Source organism: Endozoicomonas sp. ONNA2, from assembly GCF_024606365.1.
GTDB lineage: Bacteria > Pseudomonadota > Gammaproteobacteria > Pseudomonadales > Endozoicomonadaceae > Endozoicomonas.
This window is the reverse complement of record NZ_JAHHPO010000066.1, coordinates 1-21227: the sequence shown is the minus strand read 5'-3', so window position 1 is coordinate 21227 and position 21227 is coordinate 1. Positions and strand designations below refer to the sequence as shown.

20 protein-coding genes and 1 pseudogene are annotated in these 21227 nt (G+C 49.7%); 2 read left to right on the top strand and 19 right to left on the bottom strand.

Going from position 1 to position 21227, the window contains the following annotated elements:
* Positions 1-28: 28 nt before the first annotated feature.
* Positions 29-1498: an IMP dehydrogenase gene (gene guaB, locus KDK14_RS01055; protein ID WP_257263161.1), complete on the bottom strand. Its 1470-nt coding sequence runs from the start codon at positions 1496-1498 to the stop codon at positions 29-31.
* Positions 1499-1622: 124 nt separating this feature from the next.
* Here guaB and xseA point away from each other — a divergent pair, with 124 nt between their 5' ends.
* Complete coding sequence (xseA, locus tag KDK14_RS01050) at positions 1623-2984, top strand: exodeoxyribonuclease VII large subunit (protein WP_257263160.1); 1362 nt, start codon at positions 1623-1625, stop codon at positions 2982-2984.
* Here xseA and KDK14_RS01045 read toward each other — a convergent pair.
* The 17 genes from KDK14_RS01045 to iscR form a co-directional block, all read right to left on the bottom strand.
* Positions 2974-3294 (bottom strand): cupin domain-containing protein, encoded by a 321-nt coding sequence (locus KDK14_RS01045; RefSeq protein ID WP_257263159.1) that lies wholly within the window; start codon positions 3292-3294, stop codon positions 2974-2976. The two genes, xseA and KDK14_RS01045, sit on opposite strands and share 11 nt — an antisense overlap.
* 29 nt (positions 3295-3323) lie before the next feature.
* Positions 3324-4748, bottom strand: a complete 1425-nt coding sequence (gene der / locus KDK14_RS01040; RefSeq protein WP_257263158.1) for a ribosome biogenesis GTPase Der — start codon at positions 4746-4748, stop codon at positions 3324-3326.
* A gap of 85 nt (positions 4749-4833) precedes the next feature.
* Positions 4834-6000, bottom strand: a complete 1167-nt coding sequence (gene bamB / locus KDK14_RS01035; protein WP_257263157.1) for an outer membrane protein assembly factor BamB — start codon at positions 5998-6000, stop codon at positions 4834-4836.
* 4 nt (positions 6001-6004) lie between these two features.
* Complete coding sequence (locus KDK14_RS01030; RefSeq protein ID WP_257263156.1) at positions 6005-6706, bottom strand: tetratricopeptide repeat protein; 702 nt, start codon at positions 6704-6706, stop codon at positions 6005-6007.
* Between the two features lie 59 nt (positions 6707-6765).
* Entirely contained in the window at positions 6766-8061 is a 1296-nt protein-coding gene (gene hisS, locus KDK14_RS01025; protein WP_257263155.1) for a histidine--tRNA ligase, read from the bottom strand.
* A 195-nt stretch (positions 8062-8256) separates the two neighbouring features.
* Positions 8257-9225 carry a RodZ domain-containing protein gene (locus KDK14_RS01020; RefSeq protein ID WP_257263154.1) on the bottom strand — a complete coding sequence of 323 codons (969 nt, stop codon included), beginning with the start codon at positions 9223-9225 and terminating at the stop codon, positions 8257-8259.
* The gene (gene pilW, locus KDK14_RS01015; RefSeq protein WP_257263153.1) at positions 9218-9979 is read right to left on the bottom strand and encodes a type IV pilus biogenesis/stability protein PilW; all 762 of its coding nucleotides are present in this window, start codon (positions 9977-9979) and stop codon (positions 9218-9220) included. Before pilW ends, KDK14_RS01020 begins: the two co-directional genes overlap by 8 nt.
* 86 nt (positions 9980-10065) lie before the next feature.
* Positions 10066-11229 carry a 23S rRNA (adenine(2503)-C(2))-methyltransferase RlmN gene (gene rlmN / locus KDK14_RS01010; RefSeq protein ID WP_257263152.1) on the bottom strand — a complete coding sequence of 388 codons (1164 nt, stop codon included), beginning with the start codon at positions 11227-11229 and terminating at the stop codon, positions 10066-10068.
* 101 nt (positions 11230-11330) lie between these two features.
* The gene (gene ndk, locus KDK14_RS01005; protein WP_257263151.1) at positions 11331-11762 is read right to left on the bottom strand and encodes a nucleoside-diphosphate kinase; all 432 of its coding nucleotides are present in this window, start codon (positions 11760-11762) and stop codon (positions 11331-11333) included.
* A gap of 227 nt (positions 11763-11989) precedes the next feature.
* A complete protein-coding gene (iscX, locus tag KDK14_RS01000; protein ID WP_257263150.1) occupies positions 11990-12193 on the bottom strand; it encodes a Fe-S cluster assembly protein IscX in 204 nt (67 codons plus the stop codon).
* Positions 12194-12270: 77 nt separating this feature from the next.
* Positions 12271-12609 (bottom strand): ISC system 2Fe-2S type ferredoxin, encoded by a 339-nt coding sequence (gene fdx, locus KDK14_RS00995; protein WP_257263149.1) that lies wholly within the window; start codon positions 12607-12609, stop codon positions 12271-12273.
* Between the two features lie 2 nt (positions 12610-12611).
* Positions 12612-14489: a Fe-S protein assembly chaperone HscA gene (gene hscA / locus KDK14_RS00990; RefSeq protein WP_257263148.1), complete on the bottom strand. Its 1878-nt coding sequence runs from the start codon at positions 14487-14489 to the stop codon at positions 12612-12614.
* A 21-nt stretch (positions 14490-14510) separates the two neighbouring features.
* Positions 14511-15053 (bottom strand): Fe-S protein assembly co-chaperone HscB, encoded by a 543-nt coding sequence (hscB, locus tag KDK14_RS00985; RefSeq protein ID WP_257263147.1) that lies wholly within the window; start codon positions 15051-15053, stop codon positions 14511-14513.
* 174 nt (positions 15054-15227) lie between these two features.
* A complete protein-coding gene (iscA, locus tag KDK14_RS00980) occupies positions 15228-15563 on the bottom strand; it encodes an iron-sulfur cluster assembly protein IscA (protein ID WP_257263146.1) in 336 nt (111 codons plus the stop codon).
* A 100-nt stretch (positions 15564-15663) separates the two neighbouring features.
* Positions 15664-16065 (bottom strand): Fe-S cluster assembly scaffold IscU, encoded by a 402-nt coding sequence (gene iscU, locus KDK14_RS00975; RefSeq protein ID WP_257263145.1) that lies wholly within the window; start codon positions 16063-16065, stop codon positions 15664-15666.
* A gap of 44 nt (positions 16066-16109) precedes the next feature.
* Entirely contained in the window at positions 16110-17324 is a 1215-nt protein-coding gene (locus KDK14_RS00970) for an IscS subfamily cysteine desulfurase (protein ID WP_257263144.1), read from the bottom strand.
* Positions 17325-17448: 124 nt separating this feature from the next.
* Positions 17449-17919 carry a Fe-S cluster assembly transcriptional regulator IscR gene (gene iscR / locus KDK14_RS00965; protein ID WP_257263143.1) on the bottom strand — a complete coding sequence of 157 codons (471 nt, stop codon included), beginning with the start codon at positions 17917-17919 and terminating at the stop codon, positions 17449-17451.
* A 444-nt stretch (positions 17920-18363) separates the two neighbouring features.
* Here iscR and KDK14_RS00960 point away from each other — a divergent pair, with 444 nt between their 5' ends.
* The gene (locus tag KDK14_RS00960; RefSeq protein ID WP_257263142.1) at positions 18364-20127 is read left to right on the top strand and encodes a hypothetical protein; all 1764 of its coding nucleotides are present in this window, start codon (positions 18364-18366) and stop codon (positions 20125-20127) included.
* Positions 20128-20291: 164 nt separating this feature from the next.
* On the opposite strand, the pseudogene cysE reads toward KDK14_RS00960, so the two are convergent.
* Positions 20292-21112: pseudogene (cysE, locus tag KDK14_RS00955) on the bottom strand (serine O-acetyltransferase).
* Positions 21113-21227 lie beyond the last annotated feature (115 nt).

Here is a 21227-nt window from a genome sequence, read left to right as displayed (position 1 = left end):
TCAGCAAAGCAGGGAGACTTCCCCATAGTTAACCAACACGGTAGTTAGGCGCTTCTTTGGTGATTGTCACATCGTGAACATGAGACTCGGCCATACCGGCATTGGTCACGCGCACAAACTGTGGCCGGGTACGCATGGCTGCCATATCAGGTGAGCCGGTATAGCCCATCGCGGCACGCAAGCCACCCACCATCTGATGGATAATGGCATGAAGAGGCCCCTTGTAAGGCACACGGCCTTCAATACCTTCAGGAACCAGTTTTTCGGCGCCTTCTTCTGAACTCTGGAAATAACGGTCACTGGAACCGGAAACCCGGGACATTGCCCCCAAAGAGCCCATACCACGATAAGCTTTGTAGCTGCGCCCCTGGTAAAGTTCCACTTCACCTGGCGCCTCTTCGGTACCTGCCAGCATACTGCCCAGCATGACAGTGCTGGCACCGGCAACAATCGCTTTTGCCATATCACCGGAAAAACGGATACCGCCATCGGCAATCACAGGGACTCCGGTCTCTTTCAGCGCTTCCACCACATTGGCTACCGCACTGATCTGGGGCACACCGATACCGGTAACAATTCGGGTAGTGCAGATAGAGCCAGGACCGATACCCACTTTAACCCCATCAGCACCGGCTTCGACCAGGGCCCTGCCTGCCTCGGCGGTGGCAATATTACCGCCAATTACCTGAACCTGCGGATAGTTTTCCTTCACCCACTTCACTCGCTCAATCACACCAAGAGAATGACCATGAGCAGTATCTACAATAATGACATCAACACCAGCAGCCACCAGGGCAGCAACACGCTCAGGTGTTTCAGCACCGGTACCCACCGCGGCCCCCACTCTTAACTGCCCCTGACTGTCTTTCGACGCATTCGGGTACTGCTGGGCCTTTTTAATGTCCTTAACGGTCATCATACCGGTGAGATTGAACTGACCATCAACCACCAGCACTTTTTCAATACGGTGCTTGTGCAGAAGCTGGCGAACGGTGTCCGGGTCAGTGCCTTCCTGAACCGTCACCAGACGGTCTTTTTGGGTCATGATCTCGGAAACGGCTCGATCCAGATTGGAGACAAACCGGACGTCACGGCTGGTCACAATACCCACCAGGTCGCTGCCATAGAGCACGGGAACACCGGAGATATTATGTCTGGAGGTCAACTCCAGAAGATCTCTGACGGTGGCACTGGCATCAATGGTAATCGGATCCTTGACCACACCACTTTCGTGCTTCTTGACCTTGCGAACTTCAGCGGCCTGCTGCTCGGGCGTCATATTCTTATGAATAATCCCGATGCCACCTTCCTGTGCCATGGCAATAGCCAGAGACGCTTCGGTAACGGTATCCATCGCGGCAGAAATCAGCGGAATATTCAACTCAATACCACAGGTCAGCCTGGTTTTCAAAGAGACATCTTTGGGGAGGACTTCGGAGTAGCCGGGCAGAAGGAGGACATCATCGAAGGTAAGTGCATCTTGTGCAATTCTCAGCATTGCCTGTTACCAAGAGTTTATGGGAAAAAAATTCGAACAATTATACCCTCTATTTCAACTTCAGCTAAACCACTTATTCAGGCAGAATATCAAAAAACCGATAATCTCCTGCCAGGCTTGACCTATGCACCACTTGACAGACACACCGACCGAAAACGCTGAGGCATCGTCAAAAGCCCTATCTGTAACTGAGTTAAATGGTAAAGCCAGGCGATTGCTGGAGATGAATTTCAATCATGTCCGTGTTGAGGGAGAACTATCCGGACTGGCCCGCCCCAGCTCCGGGCATTGGTATTTCACCCTGAAGGACAAGCAGTCGCAGATCCGCTGCGCCATGTTTCGCAACCGTAACCAGGCGCTTAAATTTGTCCCTGCAGAAGGCATGCTGCTCAGGGTAAGAGGGCGTGTGAGCCTGTATGAAGGGAGAGGCGACTATCAACTGATTGTTGAACACATGGATAATGCCGGCACCGGCGACCTCCAGCAAGCCTTTGAGGTTCTCAAGGCGAAACTGGCGGCTGAAGGCCTGTTCGACATCGCGGGCAAACAGCCCCTGCCCGCTCATCCAAGGCATATCGGGGTGATCACCTCTCCCACCGGCGCAGCCATTCGGGATATTCTAACCGTACTGAAAAGACGCTTTCCTGCCATACCGGTCACCATTATTCCCAGCTCGGTGCAGGGGGAGCAGGCGAAACACGAACTGGTCAATGCATTAAAACTGGCAGAAAGCGCCAATCGGTTTGATGTACTGATTGTGGGTCGTGGCGGTGGCTCACTGGAAGATTTGTGGCCATTTAATGAAGAGCTGGTGGCCAGGGCCATAGCAGACTGCCCTATCCCCATTGTCAGTGCCGTTGGTCATGAAATTGACTTCACCATTGCCGACTTTGTTGCGGATCACCGGGCGGCAACCCCATCCGCAGCGGCGGAAATCCTCAGCCCGGATCGTCAAGCCCTGTTGAATCAGTTGCACCTGATCACCAGAAAGCTCAACACACTGACACGACATAAGCTGCAGTTAAGCCAGAGAGAGCTGGATAACCTGCAAAAACGGTTAAGACACCCCGGGGAACGTCTGAGAGACAATAGCCAGCGGCTGGATGATCTGGAAATCCGATTAAATCAGGCCATTACCCTGATACTGGAACGGGCCCAATCAAGCCTGGGCCGAGTCAGAGATCGGGCACATCAGCAAAACCCCCAACGCACATTGGAACTGCTGAAAAGCCGTAATGAACATACGGCTCAAAAGCTGGTTCAGCTCATGTCCAATAACCTGGAAAAGTGTCAACTGAAGCTGGAAAAAGTGTCTGGAGAGTTGCACGCTGTCAGCCCTCTGGCAACCCTTTCAAGGGGTTATGCCATAACCATGGTTGGTGATTCGATTATCAGAAGCAGTCAACAACTCCATGAAGGTGATCTGGTGACCACACGATTTTCAAAGGGTGAGGCACTGTGCACAGTAGAAAAAATCAAACATTAACATGAACGGCCAACCAGATAGTATCAACATCGGGATCAGTCCAGGCGACCCGGTGCCTGTACCCAAAAGGCAACATAAGATAATCACCGGCATGAAGAGTAACAGGGGACTCCCCTGCAAACTCCAGCACTGCCGAACCACTTAACAGTACCACCCACTCATCCCAGGCCTGGTCATACCACTCCCCTGGTGGCGTCGTATGTCCCCGGGAAACAATCCGCTCTATTTTAACGCCACGGGATTCCTGCAGAGTCTCAAACAACTCTTCAGGCAGTTCTTCAGGTATGTGTTCGAACAGATTGTTTTTCATCGATGACTCCTGAGAGACTGTCAAATCAGTCAGGAACGATTTGTCTTTCGCTTTTCTTTGGCAAACTGTGACGATTTTTCCACTCTGCGCTTGCGATGCGCCTGCCTCTGGTCAAGCTCCCCGTTCTCAGCATAGGGGTTATCACCCGAGCGAAACTGGATTCGAATGGGCGTCCCCATAATTTTCAGCACTTTACGGAACGTATTCTCAAGGTAACGTCGATAAGCGGCAGGTACCCGGTCAGTCTGGTTACCATGGATGATAATGGTTGGCGGATTCATGGCACCAGCATGGCAGTAACGCAGCTTGATACGGCGATTGTTGACCACAGGCGGTTGATGCTCCTTCACGGCATCCGCCAGAATTCGCGTCAGACGATTGGTGGACAATTTACTGGTCGCCGCCTCATAAGCCTCTTCAATAGAGTCATAAAGGTTACCAACACCGGTTCCGTGTTTTGCCGAAATCCTATGAATCCGAGCATAATTAATAAACCCGAGTCGGCGATTCAACTCTGTCTTTACCTGCGTTTTATCCTCTTCTTCCATGCCATCCCATTTATTCAATGCAATGACCACAGCACGACCTGCGTCCAGAACAAAGCCCAGCAGATGCAGATCCTGCTCCACAATACCTTCGCGGGCATCCAGCACCAGAACCACCACATTGGCATCTTCAATTGCCTGCAGCGTCTTGATGACCGAAAACTTTTCAATGGATTCGGACACCTTGCCCCGCCTGCGAACACCAGCCGTATCAATCAGCGTATAATCCTGACCAAAACGTTCATAAGGAATGTAAACGCTGTCACGGGTCGTTCCTGCCTGGTCATAAACAACAACGCGCTCTTCGCCTAACAAACGGTTAACCAGGGTAGATTTACCCACATTGGGACGACCAACGATGCCAATCTTGATGCCTCTTGGCCTGGTTGACAGTTCATCAGATGCTTCAGCCTCACCATCAGCACACGCCGATAGCACATCATTGATCATGCTGCTGACGCCACGTCCATGCACGGCGGCAATATGAAAGGCATCACCCATGCCCAGGGAAGCAAAATCCGCCTCGGCCTGCTCCGCATCCACCCTGTCCACCTTATTAAGCACCAGGTGATACTTCTTTCCCTGCTTGCGCAGGTGCAAGGCAATCATTTCATCAGCAGCGGTCAACCCGGCCCTGGCATCCACCAGAAACAGGACAACATCGGCCTCATTGATGGCCGCCAGCGACTGTTCTGCCATGGCCGAGTCAATCCCCGCCTCATCACCGGAGATGCCGCCGGTATCCACGACAATATAGGGATGGGAACCAATCTTGCCCTCACCGTATTTCCGATCGCGGGTCAACCCGGCCACATTGGCCACCAAAGCATCCCGGGAACGGGTCAGACGGTTAAAAAGGGTGGACTTGCCAACATTGGGTCGACCCACCAGGGCAATTACAGGAACCATAAGATTTACCAAAATTGAAAACGGGCTGAACCCTTGCAAAGATTCAGCCCGACAGCATTCTTAAAAGTCAGCAAATTGCTTCCGTTTACCCGGAAGCTTTTTCCTTCAAGGCAATCAGCTCACCATCAGCCGACAACACCAGGATCAATTCACCATCCACCAGGGGCTGGGCTTTAATTGCCGAAGCGTCAGCCTTGAAACGGCCAGCCTGACTGCCATCAACCTGTGACAACAGGTGAACATAACCCTCACCATCACCGACCACAACGTAACTGCTGAACGCCGCTGGCGCTGATAATTGGCGAAACTCAAAATCTTCCTGTCGCCAGTTAGCAGCACCGGTTCTCTGGTCAATGGAACTGACATAACTCTCTTCGCTGGTCAGATAGATAGAACCAAAACCTTCGGTCATGGATTCATAACTGGACAACTCTTTCGCCCAGCGAACCCGGCCACTATAAAGATCCAACGCGGCAACATTGCCCTGGAAGCTGACAAAGAAAATACTGTCTCCGCCAATCAGGGGCGCCCCCTTGATATCAACCATCCGTTCCAGCTCAGTACTACCTTTGGGCGCAGCAACCCGGGAACTCCACAGTGGCGCACCGCTGCTCAGGCGGAAGGCTTTTGCTTCGCCACCGGCAAACCCGGCAAACACCGCTTCACTGAATATCAGTGGTGCAGAGGAGCCCCTTAAGGTCAGTGCCGGTTGCAGCGCGTCCTGGCGCCAGAGATACTGGCCGCTCTGAGCATCAAGCACGGTCAGTCGGTCATCAATACTCTGCACAGCGACATAGAAACCATCCGTTACCGGCGCACTGAGAATCTCGCTACTGACCCGCTCTCGCCAGAGTTCATCGCCATTATCCTGATTCAGGGCAATCACTTCTCCTTCCAGCGTCCCCAGCAACACCATACCCGCTGCGGCACTGACACCACCACCAACGCGGGTATTGAGCTTTATCTTCCAGACTTCCTTTCCGGTATCACGATCCAGGGCAAAAACAGTACCTTCTGCACCAGAAACAAAAACTTTATCACCATCCATGGCGGGCTTCAGGCTTTCGAATCGCTTGCCAACCCCTTTGCCAACACCTCTGGACCAGACTGCAACCAGCCGGACCTTTTCCTCAGCAATGGTCTGGAGAGGTTTGGGAGTCCTCACCTCCTCTTCATCCGATGAAAAGAGACTGCATGCAGAAAGCCCCAGCATCAGCAGAAGAATCAAAGAACCCCTGCACAACCTTTCCATTTTCTTATCCCTCCTGCGGTGCCATTGCAGCCAGATCGTCCAGCTTGAGTTGCAGTAACGGACGGTTCAGACCGTTATCCTGTGCGGCATTTACCGCTTTTTGATAGGCCGCCTCTGCCTGCTTACGGTCACCAAGCGCAAGGTAAACATCGCCTTTTACGGACTCAACGGTCGCCTCATAGGACTTGCCCGCGTTCAGTCTGCTCAGAATATCAAGCGCCTGTTGACCATTCACAGAAGACTCACTGATCAGCACCCTTGCCAGACGGACACTGGCCATGATCTGAACTTCAGAAGCAGGTTGCTGAGCCAGAACCCACTCCAGGGAAGCCCGGGCAGCACTTAACTGACCCTCTTGTACCTGCTGCTGAGCCAGAAAAAGCGTGGCAAACGCAGCATACTGACTACTGCCATGATCATTTTGCAATACCGAGACAACGTGACTTACCGTTGCTTTTTGCTCCTCAGTCAGAGGTGGTGAAAACTGGACCGGCTTGTCTGGCGACGCGGCGTTGGAAACAGTATCCAGCAAATTCTGATAAAGCGCTGAAGCTTCAGCGATTTTCTGCTGCTGCGTCTTCTGCCAATATTGATAACCGGAAACCACTGCCAAGGTAATGGCAACACCCAGCACAACCGGCTGACCATAGTCTTTCCATAGATTCTTAAGCAGTTGAACCTGCTCATCATCAGATTGGTAACTCACCCTTGACTCCTGGCTTCGTTCCTGAAGCCGTTAACTGGACAAACGTATCAACGAACAGCTTACTGAACATCGCTATTCAACAGCACTTTTTGCAAATGTCCGGTCACATCGCCAATTGGCAGCTGCTGTTGGTCTTCATCAGTTCTCAGGGATTTCACAGTCATCATCCCTGCAGACAACTCATCCTCACCAAGAATGAGAGCATAGGCAGCACCGCTGCGATCTGCACGTTTCATTTGTGCTTTAAAGCTGCCACCACCGCAATTCATCAGAACCTTCACTTCTGGCAACTCATCACGCAATCTTTCTACTAAAGGAAGTACTCTGTGACCAACACCCTCACCAACAGCAACAACCGCGACATCCACCCGGTTAGAAACGGATTCCGGCAGTAATTGAAGCGTTTCCAGCATCAATACCAGACGCTCAAGACCCATGGCAAAACCTACGGCAGGTGTCGGCTTGCCACCCAACATCTCAACCAGGGTATCATAGCGACCACCGGCACATACCGTACCCTGGGCCCCCAGGCTTTCTGTCACCCATTCAAATACGGTTCTGCCATAATAATCAAGGCCGCGCACCAGTCTGGGATTAACGCGATAGACAATCCCCGCCTCATCCAGCATCTGCTGCAACTGCGCAAAGTGTTCCTGTGACTCTTCATCCAGGTAGTCAAACAGCTCCGGGGCAGCGGCAACAATTTTCTGCGTGTTCAGATCCTTACTATCCAGAATTCTCAGTGGGTTGATGGTCAGGCGGCGGCGACTGTCATCATCCAACTCTGACTGATAATCCTTGAGATAAGCCACCAGGGCTTCACGATAACGGATACGGGCCGCCAAAGTACCGAGCGTATTCAGTTCCAGCATGACGTGCCTTGACAGACCAAGCTTGTGCCAGAATCGCGCCGTCATCATGATCATTTCCGCATCAATATCCGGACCTGTCATGCCATAGGCTTCAACACTGATCTGGTGAAATTGGCGATAACGGCCTTTTTGCGGACGCTCATAACGGAACATCGGGCCAGAAGTCCACAACCGCTGAATCTGGTTGTAAAACAGGCCTTGCTGAATGCCTGCGCGAACAACCCCTGCAGTAGCCTCAGGGCGAAGGGAAAGCTTGTCACCATTGCGATCTGCAAAGGTGTACATCTCTTTCTCGACAATATCCGTACCAGAGCCGATACCCCGGCTGAACAGAGCAGAGCTTTCCACAATCGGAACCCGGATTTCCTGATAGCCATAACTGCTCAGGACAGCGCGTACCTGCTGCTCGAGGTACTGCCAGACAGGGGTCTGTTCGGGAAGAATATCATTCATCCCACGGATGGCTTGAAGCTGCTTGCCCAAGTTCAAATGTCCTCTACCTAAAAACACCACACAACATCAACTGGTTTGTCAGGAACAGGAGATTTGGCGGTTCAAAATCGAAAATAGGCAACTGTAACCGTTAACGCCTCTGTGCGACAATCCCGCAGCCCTCCCATCAGAAAGTGCCCATCAGAGGATCAAGCACCAAAAGGCAAGAGTTTTAAGGGATGTTTTTTATCCCTGACCGTTGCCTGTCAACAAAACAGTGGCCACTCGAGTACTGGAGCTGGGTTTGGCTATAGGCATCCCGTCTAGCAGAATGCTGTCTATTCCGGTGGTATTGCCAAACCGTAGGTTCACTGGCGGAAAAACATCAAGATTAATGGAAGATCCAGCTTTCTGCACGGTTGAAATCAGCACTTCATCGGTAGCATCCTTTATTTCAACCCAGCAATCTTGTGAGAAATTAATCACAAGAGGCTTGATCAGGTTAGCAACCGGTGAATTTGGCTCATCTGTCTTACCAACAAACTCAGAGCTGTCCGGAGCAATTGCAAGAGACTCTGGCCTGGCCTCTTCCAGAGCAAATTTATCTTTTTTTTGGCTTGGCTCTTCTTTTGCGATGCTTGCTACAATATTGGCGTCATCAGCTGCAATATCAACATCCTTCACGCGCTCACTAATCTCAGCGGCAGAAGGCACAGGAACAACGACATCAGAAGTTAAAGGCACTGGTTCAGATAAGTCTTCACCAATGGCCACTTCAGCCAAAGGTTCAATACCCAACCAGTTATTCCATAGGTAATAACCAAACCCACCAAGTGACACAAGCAACAATAGGGCAAGAGCATTGACTGGAGAGGGCACACTGTGAGCCCGTAGCGGCTTCAACCTCTTTGAACCCTGCAAACGGGGGGATTCCAGGCCATCGATACCAATAAAATGGTCAAAGTCCTTAACCAGATCTTCACCATTAAGCCCCACCAGTTTCGCATAATTGCGAATATAGCCACGGACAAATGCCGCCTGGGGCAGCATATCAAACGTACTATCCTCAATGGCCTTTACATAACTTTCGGTAATCTTAAGGTTTTCAGCCACTTCAAGGACCGATAGCCCCTGACTGATCCGTGCCTGGGCAAGCACAGCACCGGGAGCAAACGTCTGAATAGCTTCTTCTTGCCGGGCATCCTGTTCACTCATGACCCAATCGACTCCGATATAGCTTCAGCTCCTTGGAGCCGGGATAAAGTCTTTCCAGTCTCGACGCATAACTGGCGGCTTTCCCTTGAGCCTGGTTTGCCGTTGCCAGTTCAATTCCCAATAATAAGCTACGGGCATTGTGCTCACCGGCCACATCAAAAGCCAGGTAGTGCTGCCATCCCGCATAAAGGTTGCCTTGATCTTTGTAGATAGTTGCCAACTCAAGATTGGCTCTTGGCAAGTTACTGTTAAGACGAAGAGCCCGAGTGAAATGATCAACAGCCACAGAAGACTGACCCATCCGCAAGGCAACAATCCCCAGGTTTTCAAAAGTACGGCTTCGACGAGAATAAGCAACATCCTGCGAAGCCAGCTCAAACTGTCGGTAAGCGTCCTTAAGCCGGTTTCTGGTGAACAGGAAAGCACCAAAGTTATTGCGTATTTCTGAGGCTTCAGGGTCAATGGCCAATGCCTTGCTGAATGCCTGCTCGGCAAGCTGATCTTCCCCCTGACGCTGATAAGCCATACCCAACATACCATGAACGCCGGCTGAATATGGCTCGATCTCAAGGGCCCTTTCCAGAGGCCTAATCGCTTTTTCCGAAAAACCTTCCTGAAGATAACCTTTGGCAAGATTCATATAATCCACCACCGCCCTGTTCTCATTAACAGGCCGACTGTCAGTGGTAACACAGCCTGTCAGTGCCAAAGATACAGAAAACAGGAGTACAATGGGCCTCAAGTTGATTCCCATGCTGATCCCCACATTAGCAATTTATAAATATCCGGGACGCCGTCGAGAATATCAACCTCCGGGATGACAGATGCACCCCGAACAGATTATAGCTGTCTGGCTGCTATGTAGCGCTCACTGCGCCGGGTCTTATCCATTACCTTGCCCACCAATTGACCGCAGGCAGCGTCTATATCATCACCTCTTGTCTTTCTTACGGTGACATTAAAACCAGCCAACTGCAAACTTTCCTGAAACCGTCTCACAGCATTATTACTGGGTCTTTTATATCCTGAATGAGGAAATGGATTAAAAGGAATCAGGTTTATCTTGCAGGGCAGATCTTTCAGCAAAGTAACCAGTTGCTGTGCCTGTTCAGGTTGATCATTGACACCGGCAAGCAACGTATACTCGATCGTAACCACCCGTTTACTGTCCGTCAAACGGTTCATGTAATGATGTATGGCATCCAGCAGCTGATCCAGAGGATACTTCCGGTTGATCGGCACCAATTGATTTCTCAATTCATTATTTGGCGCGTGCAGTGACACTGCCAGGGAGACATCAGAAACCTCACTTAACTTTCTCAGTGCGGGTACCACACCGGATGTGCTTAACGTCACCCGCCGTTTTGATAGGCCATAGCCAAGATCATCCATCATCAGATCCATGGCATCAACAACATTATCGAAGTTCATCAACGGTTCACCCATACCCATCATAACGACATTGGTAATGGACCGATTCATCTTTGCCGGCACATTGCCAAAATGACGGGCTGCAACCCACACCTGCCCAATGATTTCCGCCACCGTCAGGTCAGAGTTAAAGCCTTGCTTGCCGGTAGAACAGAAACTGCAATCCAGGGAACAGCCTGCCTGGGAGGAGACGCACAGTGTTCCTCGGCCATTTTCAGGGATAAACACCGATTCAACACAGCTGCCACTGGCAACCCGCACAACCCACTTACAGGTTCCATCCTCAGAAAAAAGGCTGCTGACCACCTCAGGAGCGCGAATTTCAGCTTGAACTTTAAGCCGCTCACGAAGGGATTTACTGAAGTTGGTCATATCATCGAAACTATCGACCCGATGGTGATGAATCCACTTCAAAAGCTGCTCAGCACGAAATTTTTTCTCGCCAAGAGTGAGAAAGAATGCTTCCATTTTTTTCCGTGAAAGCCCAAGCAAATTGACTTTAGCTGCTTGGCTGGACAGCTCTCCAACCAGTTCACTGGCCTGATCGATGGATGGCTCGATCATTTCTGACATCTTATGACACCTCATAGCCATCGGAAGACGTGCCTCCTGATGGCTGATATTCTCATGCTCACACGGTCAGACCACAGCAAACTGTTAACTTGTGAGCAAGCTTAACGCGTTCTGGGGCAAATCTCTGAATCCTCAAAAAAGTAGGCAATTTCACGTTCAGCAGATGCTACAGAGTCAGATCCATGAACCGCATTTTCATCGATAGTTTCTGCAAAATCAGCCCGAATAGTACCCTTTGCAGCTTCTTTCGGGTTAGTAGCACCCATCAGCTCACGATTCAGGGCTACGGCATTATCGCCTTCAAGGACTGATACCACCACCGGCCCTGAGGTCATAAAGCCAACCAGGTCCTGATAAAATGGACGTTCCTTATGCTCAGCGTAGAAACCCCCAGCCTGTTCATCAGAAAGATGGATCATCCTTGTTGCTACTACATTTAGTCCAGCATGCTCAAAACGAGCAAGGATTTTACCAAGGACATTTTTGGCTACTGCATCAGGTTTTATAATGGATAACGTGCGCTCAACCGCCATTACGATCTCCAGATTGTCATTTTCGTGCCCTTTCGGGATTGTTATTAATTATTAAAAACGTACGACTCTTACCTTTCCATGTCTTGGATCAGGCAGTCCATAGCAGGAGTTCTGGCAACATTGTATACAATAGAGTCGATAGTGTCAGTTCTTTAGCCGAGAAAATAGCCTTTAAACCCTCAACAGATTTTATCAGAGCCAACACCCTCTCAAAAAAAAACGGTGCCTCAGTCTTCAGACTCTTCAATCCATGCCAACTGTATGGCTTCAAGTACCTTTTCACCACAGCGCTCAGGATCGTCTTCAAAACTGTCCAGGGACAGGATCCAGCTTCTCAGGTCAACAAAATTGACATACCTGGGATCAACATCCGGATACGCCTCGTAAAGCTCAATGGCAATATCATAAACATCTGCCCACTTTAAACTCATTGCCCCACTCCATGATCATTTAACCGTTCTGTTCCAGGACAAACCCCAGCCAGCATCCCAAACAGACCCGGCAAAAATCAACGACGTTCAGAAACCTGGTTGATAGTGTACCTGGGAATCTCAACCACCAGATCCTCATCACCCACTACCGCCTGACAACTCAGCCGGGATTCGGGCTCAAGCCCCCAAGCCTTGTCAAGCATATCCTCTTCCAGTTCATCCGGCTCTTTCATGCTGTCAAAGCCTTCTCTGACAATGACATGACAGGTGGTGCAGGCACAGGACTTTTCACAGGCATGCTCAATTTCAATACCATTTTGCAACGCTGCATCACACACACTCACTCCGGGCTCTGCCTCGATAACGGCACCTCCCGGACACAACTCATCGTGTGGTAGAAAAACAATACGCGTCATTATCAGAACTCCTTCAAATCATCTAACTTCTGTCCGGAAAGAGCCTGGCGAATACCCTGGTTCATGCGACGGGCGGCAAATTCTTCACTGGACTGGGCAATACGTTCAATTTCACGGGCAATGGCCTTGGCATCACCGGTTGCACGGGACTGTTTCAGCGACTCAACATCGGCCAATAATGCATGATATTCATCTTTACCAAGCAATGTTTGACCATCCTTATCCAGTGCAGCTGCCAGCGCCCCAACAACTCGATCAGCCTCTACCTGTTGCTCGAGCAACGTCCTGGCATCACGATCATCGCCGGCATGGGCAAAGGAATCTTTCAGCATTCGGGAGATATCAGAGTCATTCAGGCCATAAGAAGGCTTCACCTGAATACTGCTCCTGACCCCGGTGGACAACTCCTGCGCTGCAACACTGAGCAAGCCATCCGCATCCACCTGAAAAGTCACACGGATTTTAGCACCTCCCGCGGACATAGCAGGAATTCCACGCAACTCAAACCGGGCAAGGGAGCGGTTATCGCGAATCAATTCACGCTCGCCCTGAAAGACGTGAATGACCATGGCTGTCTGGCCATCCTTGCAGGTGGTAAATTCCTGGGCACGACTGACCGGGATAGTGGTATTGCGATGGATCACCTTTTCCATCAGCCCGCCCATGGTTTCCAGCCCCAGAGAGAGCGGAATAACATCCAGTAGCAGCATATCATCTGCCGATTTATTGCCAGCCAGAACATTAGCCTGCAGGGCTGCACCAACAGCCACAACCCGATCAGGGTCAATGGAAGTCAACGGTTGCCTGCCGGAAAACGCCTCAACCCTTTCACGAACCCTTGGCATGCGGGTTGAGCCACCCACCATAACCACTTCATCAATCTCACTGGCTTTAAGTCCTGCATCCCGAAGTGATCGCTTGAATGCTCGAATGGTACGATCAATCAAAGGGTCTGCCAGCCCGTTAAACTGCCCACGGGACAGTGTACCCCGCCACTGACCAAAGTTGACGTCAACTTCAGATCCAACGGTCAATGCTTCCTTGGCCCGACAAGCCTCAACCATCGCTTCCCGAAGCTGCAATGGGTTAATTGAGGATTCATCAACCTCCGCCTCACGGAGCATCCAACGTGCCACTATCCGGTCAAAATCATCACCACCCAGGGCAGTATCTCCACCGGTGGCCATCACTTCAAATACACCTTTTTCCAGACGCAAAATTGAAATATCAAAAGTGCCACCACCAAGATCGTACACAGCGATAGTGCCTTCGCCCTCTTGATCGAGGCCATAGGCAACGGCCGCGGCAGTGGGCTCATTCAGCAGACGATAAACTTTCAGCCCTGCAAGCCTGGCAGCATCTTTGGTAGCCTGTCGCTGGGCATCATCAAAATACGCCGGTACCGTAATCACGGCACCGTCGAGATCGCCACCTAATGTCTCTTCTGCGCGGCTCACCAGGGAACGGAGAATCTCGGCAGACACTTCCACCGGGCTGACTGCACCTCGTCGGGTTTTGATGAACGGCATGCCCTCATTGGTTCCCCAAGCATTGGCAACAAACTGGTAGGGCAACACACCGCCAAGGGCATCAACATCCTCAAGCCCGCGCCCCATCATCCGCTTGACAGAGATAATGGTATTGCCCGGATCGATCAGCGCCCTGGTTTTTGCATTGCTGCCGACATCAATCCCCTGCGCACCGTAGTGAACCACAGAAGGCAAGGTATGGTTGCCATCGATATCAGGAAACGTCTCAGCAGCACCTGATCGAACAGCAGCAACCAGGGAGTTGGTGGTCCCCAGGTCAATGCCGACAGCACGCTTGTATTGATGAGGTTCCGGAGCCTGTCCCGGCTCGGAGATCTGCAGTAACGCCATATCTGCCTCTTCTCTTCCTGATTAGTCGTCCAAAAAATCGGATTCCAGCTGATCCAATTCAGTCGCCAGCTTTACCATGAACTGCATCTTTCTGACAACCGTTTCTGCCTGCTCCAGATCCTGCTCAGTCCCGGCTAACCAGAAACCCTCAAACTGTTGTAGATATTGATAAATATCAGCATCCGCCTGACCAGCCAGTCGCTCAATTGCCTGCTCAGGGTTTGCTGTGGACCTGATAGCCGAAACCGATTCACGCAACGCCATCTGCTCCATCAAAAATTCGGGATCCATGATGGTGTTGCGTTCCATATCAACATCGCGACCTGCCAGCTTCAGTAAATACATCGCTCTGGGCAACGGCTGTTTCAGCGTATTAAAGGCCTCATTAACATGAGCAGCATATTGGACAGAAAGGCGCTGCTGACGCGCATCATCCCCGGCAAACCTGTCAGGGTGCACTGCCCGTTGCAATGCACGGTACTGGCTGGACAGATACTGCTGGTCAACCTGACAGGAAACAGGCAACTCAAACAGCTCAAAATAGTTTTTGGTTAAATCAACCACAGCGAAATCAAGTCCCTGGTCAGAAATGAAATTTCCGGAGCATTCAATTATTAAAGAATGATCCTTAAACAAACAAGGCCCGACCAGTGTGAACCAGACGGGCCAGAAGGCAGGCCAAAAGTACCGACCAACTTCTTTGACAGCATTAACGAAGCAAAAGCCCAAAAATTACCATCAGCCAGCATCAACAACATTAAAGCTTTCACCACAACCACACTCAGTGGCTGCATTCGGATTGTTAAACTGCAAACCTTCGTTGAGCCCCTCCTTTACCAGGTCGAGTTCTGTGCCATCCAGATATACCAGACTTTTAGGGTCAACAAACACTTTGACTCCGTGATCTTCAAAAACATCATCACATTCATCAACGACATCGACAAACTCAAGGACATAGGCCATACCAGAGCATCCCGAAGTACGTACCCCCAGCCTTATGCCGAGCCCCTTGCCTCTTCGGGAAAGCTGCCCCTTGATATGACGGGCAGCCGCTTTGGTTACGGTAATTGCCATTTAATACTCCATCCACCCTCGGAAAACCAAACGATTCCGCCGACTATATTCTTGCACTAACTGAAGACCGTACTTCTGCACCTGAATAAACGGAACTGCGTCAGGCAGCTGGAGCTGCATCATGCTTTTGCTTGGCCCGATAATCATCAATTGCCGCCTTGATGGCATCTTCAGCCAGAACCGAGCAATGAATTTTCACCGGCGGCAGTGCAAGCTCTTCAGCAATATCTGTGTTCTTGATAGTTGCCGCCTCGTCCAGCGTCTTGCCCTTCATCCACTCGGTTGCCAGCGAACTGGAAGCAATAGCAGAGCCACACCCGTAGGTTTTGAAGCGAGCGTCTTCAATAACGCCTTCATCGTTAACCTGAATCTGCAGGCGCATGACGTCTCCACAGGCTGGAGCACCCACCATGCCAGTGCCCACCCGTTGAGAATCCTGATCAAGCTTACCTACGTTGCGCGGATGCTCGTAGTGATCGATAACCTTTTCACTGTATGCCATTTTGCTCTCCTCTGAAGTTTTTTTGTCGCAAAACTTCATATAAATCAGTGCGCAACCCATTCAACCTGGCTGAGGTCAACGCCATCTTTGTACATATCCCATAGCGGCGACAACTCTCTCAGTTTTGCAACCGCCTCTCTGATCTCTGCTACGGCATGATCCACTTCTGCCCCGGTGGTAAAGCGCCCCAGACTGATCCTCAGGGAACTGTGGGCAAGCTCATCACTCAAGCCCAGAGCTCTGAGTACATAAGAAGGCTCAAGACTGGCAGAAGTGCAGGCAGAGCCAGAGGAGATAGCAAGGTCCTTCAGGGACATCATCAAAGATTCTCCTTCAACAAAGGCAAAGCTGATATTTAAAATGCCAGGAACCCGCTGTTCAAGCGAGCCATTAACATGAACTTCTTCCAGATCGGACAACTGGGCAAGCACCCGATCCTTCAGCGCAATCAGACGTGTTCTTTCGGAGTCCATCTCTGCAGCAGCAATTCGGCACGCCTCCCCCATACCAACGATCTGGTGAGTTGCCAGAGTTCCGGAACGCATACCCCGCTCATGACCACCACCGTGCATCTGGGCTTCCAGGCGAATACGGGGCTTACGGCGCACATAAAGCACACCAATACCTTTTGGGCCATAAAGTTTATGGGCAGAAATAGACAGCAGATCAACCTTCATGGTTGCCATATTGAGGGGAATTTTGCCAACGCTTTGCGCAGCATCCACGTGAAAGACAATCTTGCGTGAACGGGCAAGATCACCAATGGCTTCAATATCGTTGATCACACCAATCTCATTATTGACATGCATCAAACTGACCAGAATGGTGTCATCACGCAGGGCATTTTCCACCATTTCAGGGGTGATCAGACCATCGCTGTCCGGGTCCAGATATGTGACTTCAAACCCGGCCCGCTCCAGCTGACGACAGGGGTCCAGCACCGCCTTATGCTCAATTCGGGAGGTAACGATATGCTTGCCCTTTTTACTGTAAAAATGGGCAACACCCTTAATGGCCAGGTTGTCAGACTCAGTGGCACCGGATGTCCAGACAATCTCTCTTGGATCAGCATGAATCAGATTGGCAACCTGACGACGGGCATCTTCAACAGCCTCTTCAGCACGCCAGCCGAAAACATGGGAGCGGGAAGCCGGATTACCGAAATTACCTTCAAGAGAGAGGCACTGAATCATCTTCTCAGCCACTCGCGGGTCTACCGGTGTTGTTGCGGAATAATCGAGATAAATAGGTAATTTCATTTGGTACATCTCCACACGATCAGTACGCTCAAGGCCCTTGAATTACAAAGGGTTAAAATCATCATGCTGCTACACTTCAAGCTTTCTTGAAGGCACTTTAAAAAAATGCCTTACAAAAAATGCCTTACAAAATGGTGTCAGCGGCAATTTTGTTGTCTTGCTGCTGATCCTGACGAATAGCAACAGTTTGCACTTCCCTGCGTGCAACAAGATCAGCGAGACTTATCCCTCCAAGAAACGAATGAATCTGCTCACTGAGGTCCTGCCACAAGTGATGAGTCAGACAGGTGACACCTTTCTGGCAACCTCCTGCTCCCTTGCACCTGGTTGCGTCTACGGATTCATTAACAGCATCGATCACTTGGGCAATGTAAATAGCGTCAGTGCCACGACTGAGCTGGTACCCTCCCCCTGGCCCGCGCACACTGCAGACCAGCTCACCACGGCGAAGCTTGGAAAACAGCTGCTCCAGATAAGAGAGGGATATCTCCTGACGATCCGATATATCTGCAAGAGAGACCGGACCCTGATCAGCATGAAGTGCCAGATCGAGCATGGCGGTCACCGCATAACGTCCTTTGGTTGTCAATCTCATACAGCATCTCTCTTGCTATTCAGGCAGGGTTATCACTATTATCAGTTCCTGATCACTCTAAGCCCATGATTCTTATCCATGATTCTCCCGACGAAAAAAAATCTACAGACTTGAGGTATCTGCGTGCAATTATGTAATACCTGAGTAATTTAGTCAACTATTGGAGTTAAAACAGCGACAAGTTTGTCAAATAAAGCGGGGATAAAAAAAGGTCTTAAAAAGCAGATTTATATAATTTTTGGCATTTTATAGAAACAGGCGCTAAGTTTCAAAATTACTTCACCGGTCAAACGGACAGCCAAAACAGACTTTTAATGAAGTCAATATGACTAACAACACTGTTATGATCTCTTTAAAAAAAACGTTGTCCAAAGTAGCAATCACATCTGAAACGTGCTCCCTTGAAAATAGAAATAATGACCAGCTCTAAGGACGATAAAATTCATGAATACTCAAACGTTAGCCCCTCGCCACTTGCATCAAATTAAACTGGGACTTGAACAAAAAGAATACCAACTGGAACAGGAAACTCAGTCCTACCTTAAGTGGGGCAATAAAGTTATATTTTTAAATGAAAAACGTAATATTACTCATTGTCCAAAAACTCCTGACAACGTAAGCAAGGCTGAAAGGTTATACAACTCGCTATCTCAAGACCTTAAAGAACTGGCCAAAAGGAAAATCAGCCAAACTACTCAACCAACACAGAATTTGGCCACCTCTGCACACCAACAATTTGATAACCGTTTACCCCGCAAAAGCAAACTTGCCGAACAACCACGCCCCACTGTAACAAAAATCTCACTGTCAGACGCTCACTTTAGAAAACTTCAACCTCTTTTCCAAAACGGCGAAGCCTTTTTCAACGATGATCAGCGAGCAATAACATCATTAGATGGGAAAACAACCTACAGCCTATCAGAAGATGGCTGCTTCAAAGCCAGATCTGTACCCATGGAACTACCAGACTATGAAAAACTGAAGAGCGAATATGAACAGTGGGAAACCTCTTGCTCTACTATAACTGTCAACCCAATAAAAACTCCTTTGGCAACCGGGTTGCGGCATTCAGCCAAGGCACTGCAACCAGAAAAAATTCTCTCACTATCAGTTCTAACCTCTCCTTATGGGATGGAAAGCGAAACGGTCAGCAGCAAGGAACAACAGATGCCAGTAGTAATCTCTAATTACTTTTCTGGATACGACACAACTTTTGCTGACTTTAAAAAGGAACACAAAGCTCTCTGTGACCACATGAGAAGACGAGAGGTTCTTGGTAAATTAGACTTCCCTGAACCCACAAAAGACTTTTTTAAACGCTCAACTGTATACGAACGTGAGCTTTACCAAATGTTTATGGTAAAAGAAACCAAAAAAACTCTGTCAAAATTAATAAAAAGATTTGAATCAAGCAGCTCGCAAACACCAATAAAGACACTAGTAGCCAAAGAAATTGCCAAACTCTGCATTGAAAGGAGTATTGAAACTTCTAAACATTTATATTCTTGCAAAGAGTTCTATGATCAGGCATATGTAGCAGCTGAAAAAAGGCTGGAAAATTCTATAGACGCCACTCTACAGTCCGATAAGCCCCCTGAAACAACGCCAGAAACCGGGGTTTTGCCAGTCAACAGTGAGCAGTTGCAGGCATGTGGACCCGTTGAAACTGAAATCGCCAGCTCGTCCACTGCGTTGATACCAGCGAATCCGTCTTCGAAACAATTACTCAGGCAAGCAATAAGCATTCTTATAGCACACCAGAAGCTCGCATCAGACGTCAGCCACTATCTGCATGATAATTATCACACCTCCGATTTTCCGATTAAAATGGATAGAATAACAGCAGAGACTAACTGGCGTGCTTCTCAAGAAGGAGGGCCTCAAGTTAAACACTTCATTCTTGATGCATTTAGAGAAATTCTAGAGAGTCAACAAATAATCGACACCACCACTGGAGACTTGATAATTCCCGCTGCTGTAGCTGCTGACCCTGAAGATATGAAATGCTTCCAAACGTTTGCTGCCATTATGTTAAGTCAATACAAAAGTCTCGATACTTCCAAAGCCAGTCGTGATCCTGCGGATGTCAAAGATATAACTTTTCTATTAGACCTATGCCAAATATCACTACAAACTATAGAACTAATCGAAAAATGCTCTAAAAAGCGATTAGCAACACAAAATATAGAGCACACCTTGCAACGCTAGAATCCTATGCCTAAGAGGGCACGCCCTCCTTCAACTCGCTTTATAGGTACCATTATCATGATGCATTAATGGTACCTTCCTCTTACTAACCAAACGACCCGGTAACACAAAAAAAGCGCCAAAACCCACGAGGCTGACCTGAGAGGCTGTCCGAGAATAGACGACTAATCAATAAGAACCCCTCGATTATCATTCTTGACAGGCGCAAAATCCTCCTTCTTCAATTCAGGCAATGGCCGCACCTGACACTCAAGACCATTATCTTTTAGCACCTGGCACAGCGTATCAAAGCGGGAGTCTACTTCATGGAGATGGTCCAGCATGGCAGAAATGGCATGGGCGGTGGGATCAGGCATTTCAGAAGTGACAGCATAGGCATCAAAACCCATTTTTTCTGCCATTTTTTTTGCATTGGCATGACGGCGTTCGCCGGTGCTATCGGCAACCTCTGGCCTTTTCACAATCCTGCCGGGAATACCAACAACCGTTGCCCCCGGCGGTACCTCACGAACAACCACCGCGTTTGACCCAACCCTGGCTCCCTCTCCTACCACCAATGGCCCCAGCACTTTTGCCCCGGCACCCACAACCACGCCATCAGCCAACGTCGGGTGCCGCTTACCCTGGTTGGCCGGATGCTCCTTACCCTTATTGGGAGAAGTACCACCCAGCGTCACACCGTGATAGAGCGTAACATCGTCCTGTATGACCGCCGTTTCACCGATAACAACCCCCATACCGTGATCGATAAAAAAGCGTCGCCCAATGGTAGCACCCGGATGTATCTCAATACCGGTCAACCAGCGATTAAAAGTTGACAGCATGCGCCCCAACCAGAAAAACCCCGACTTCCAGAGTTTGTGGGACACCCTGTGCAGCAATAGCGCGTGCAGCCCGGGGTAATTGGCACCACCTCGAAGGTGTTCCGTGCCGCCGGATCACGGTCCATGACTGTTTTGATATCTTCTTTTATTCGCTTGAACATGGTCTGCGCCTGTCTGTTATACCTGATGATCAGATCCTGCAATTTTAAAAAGCTTCTGACCTAAGTAGTTGGCCAAATGGAATCGTATATTTCTGGCTAAGTGGACAGTTACTAT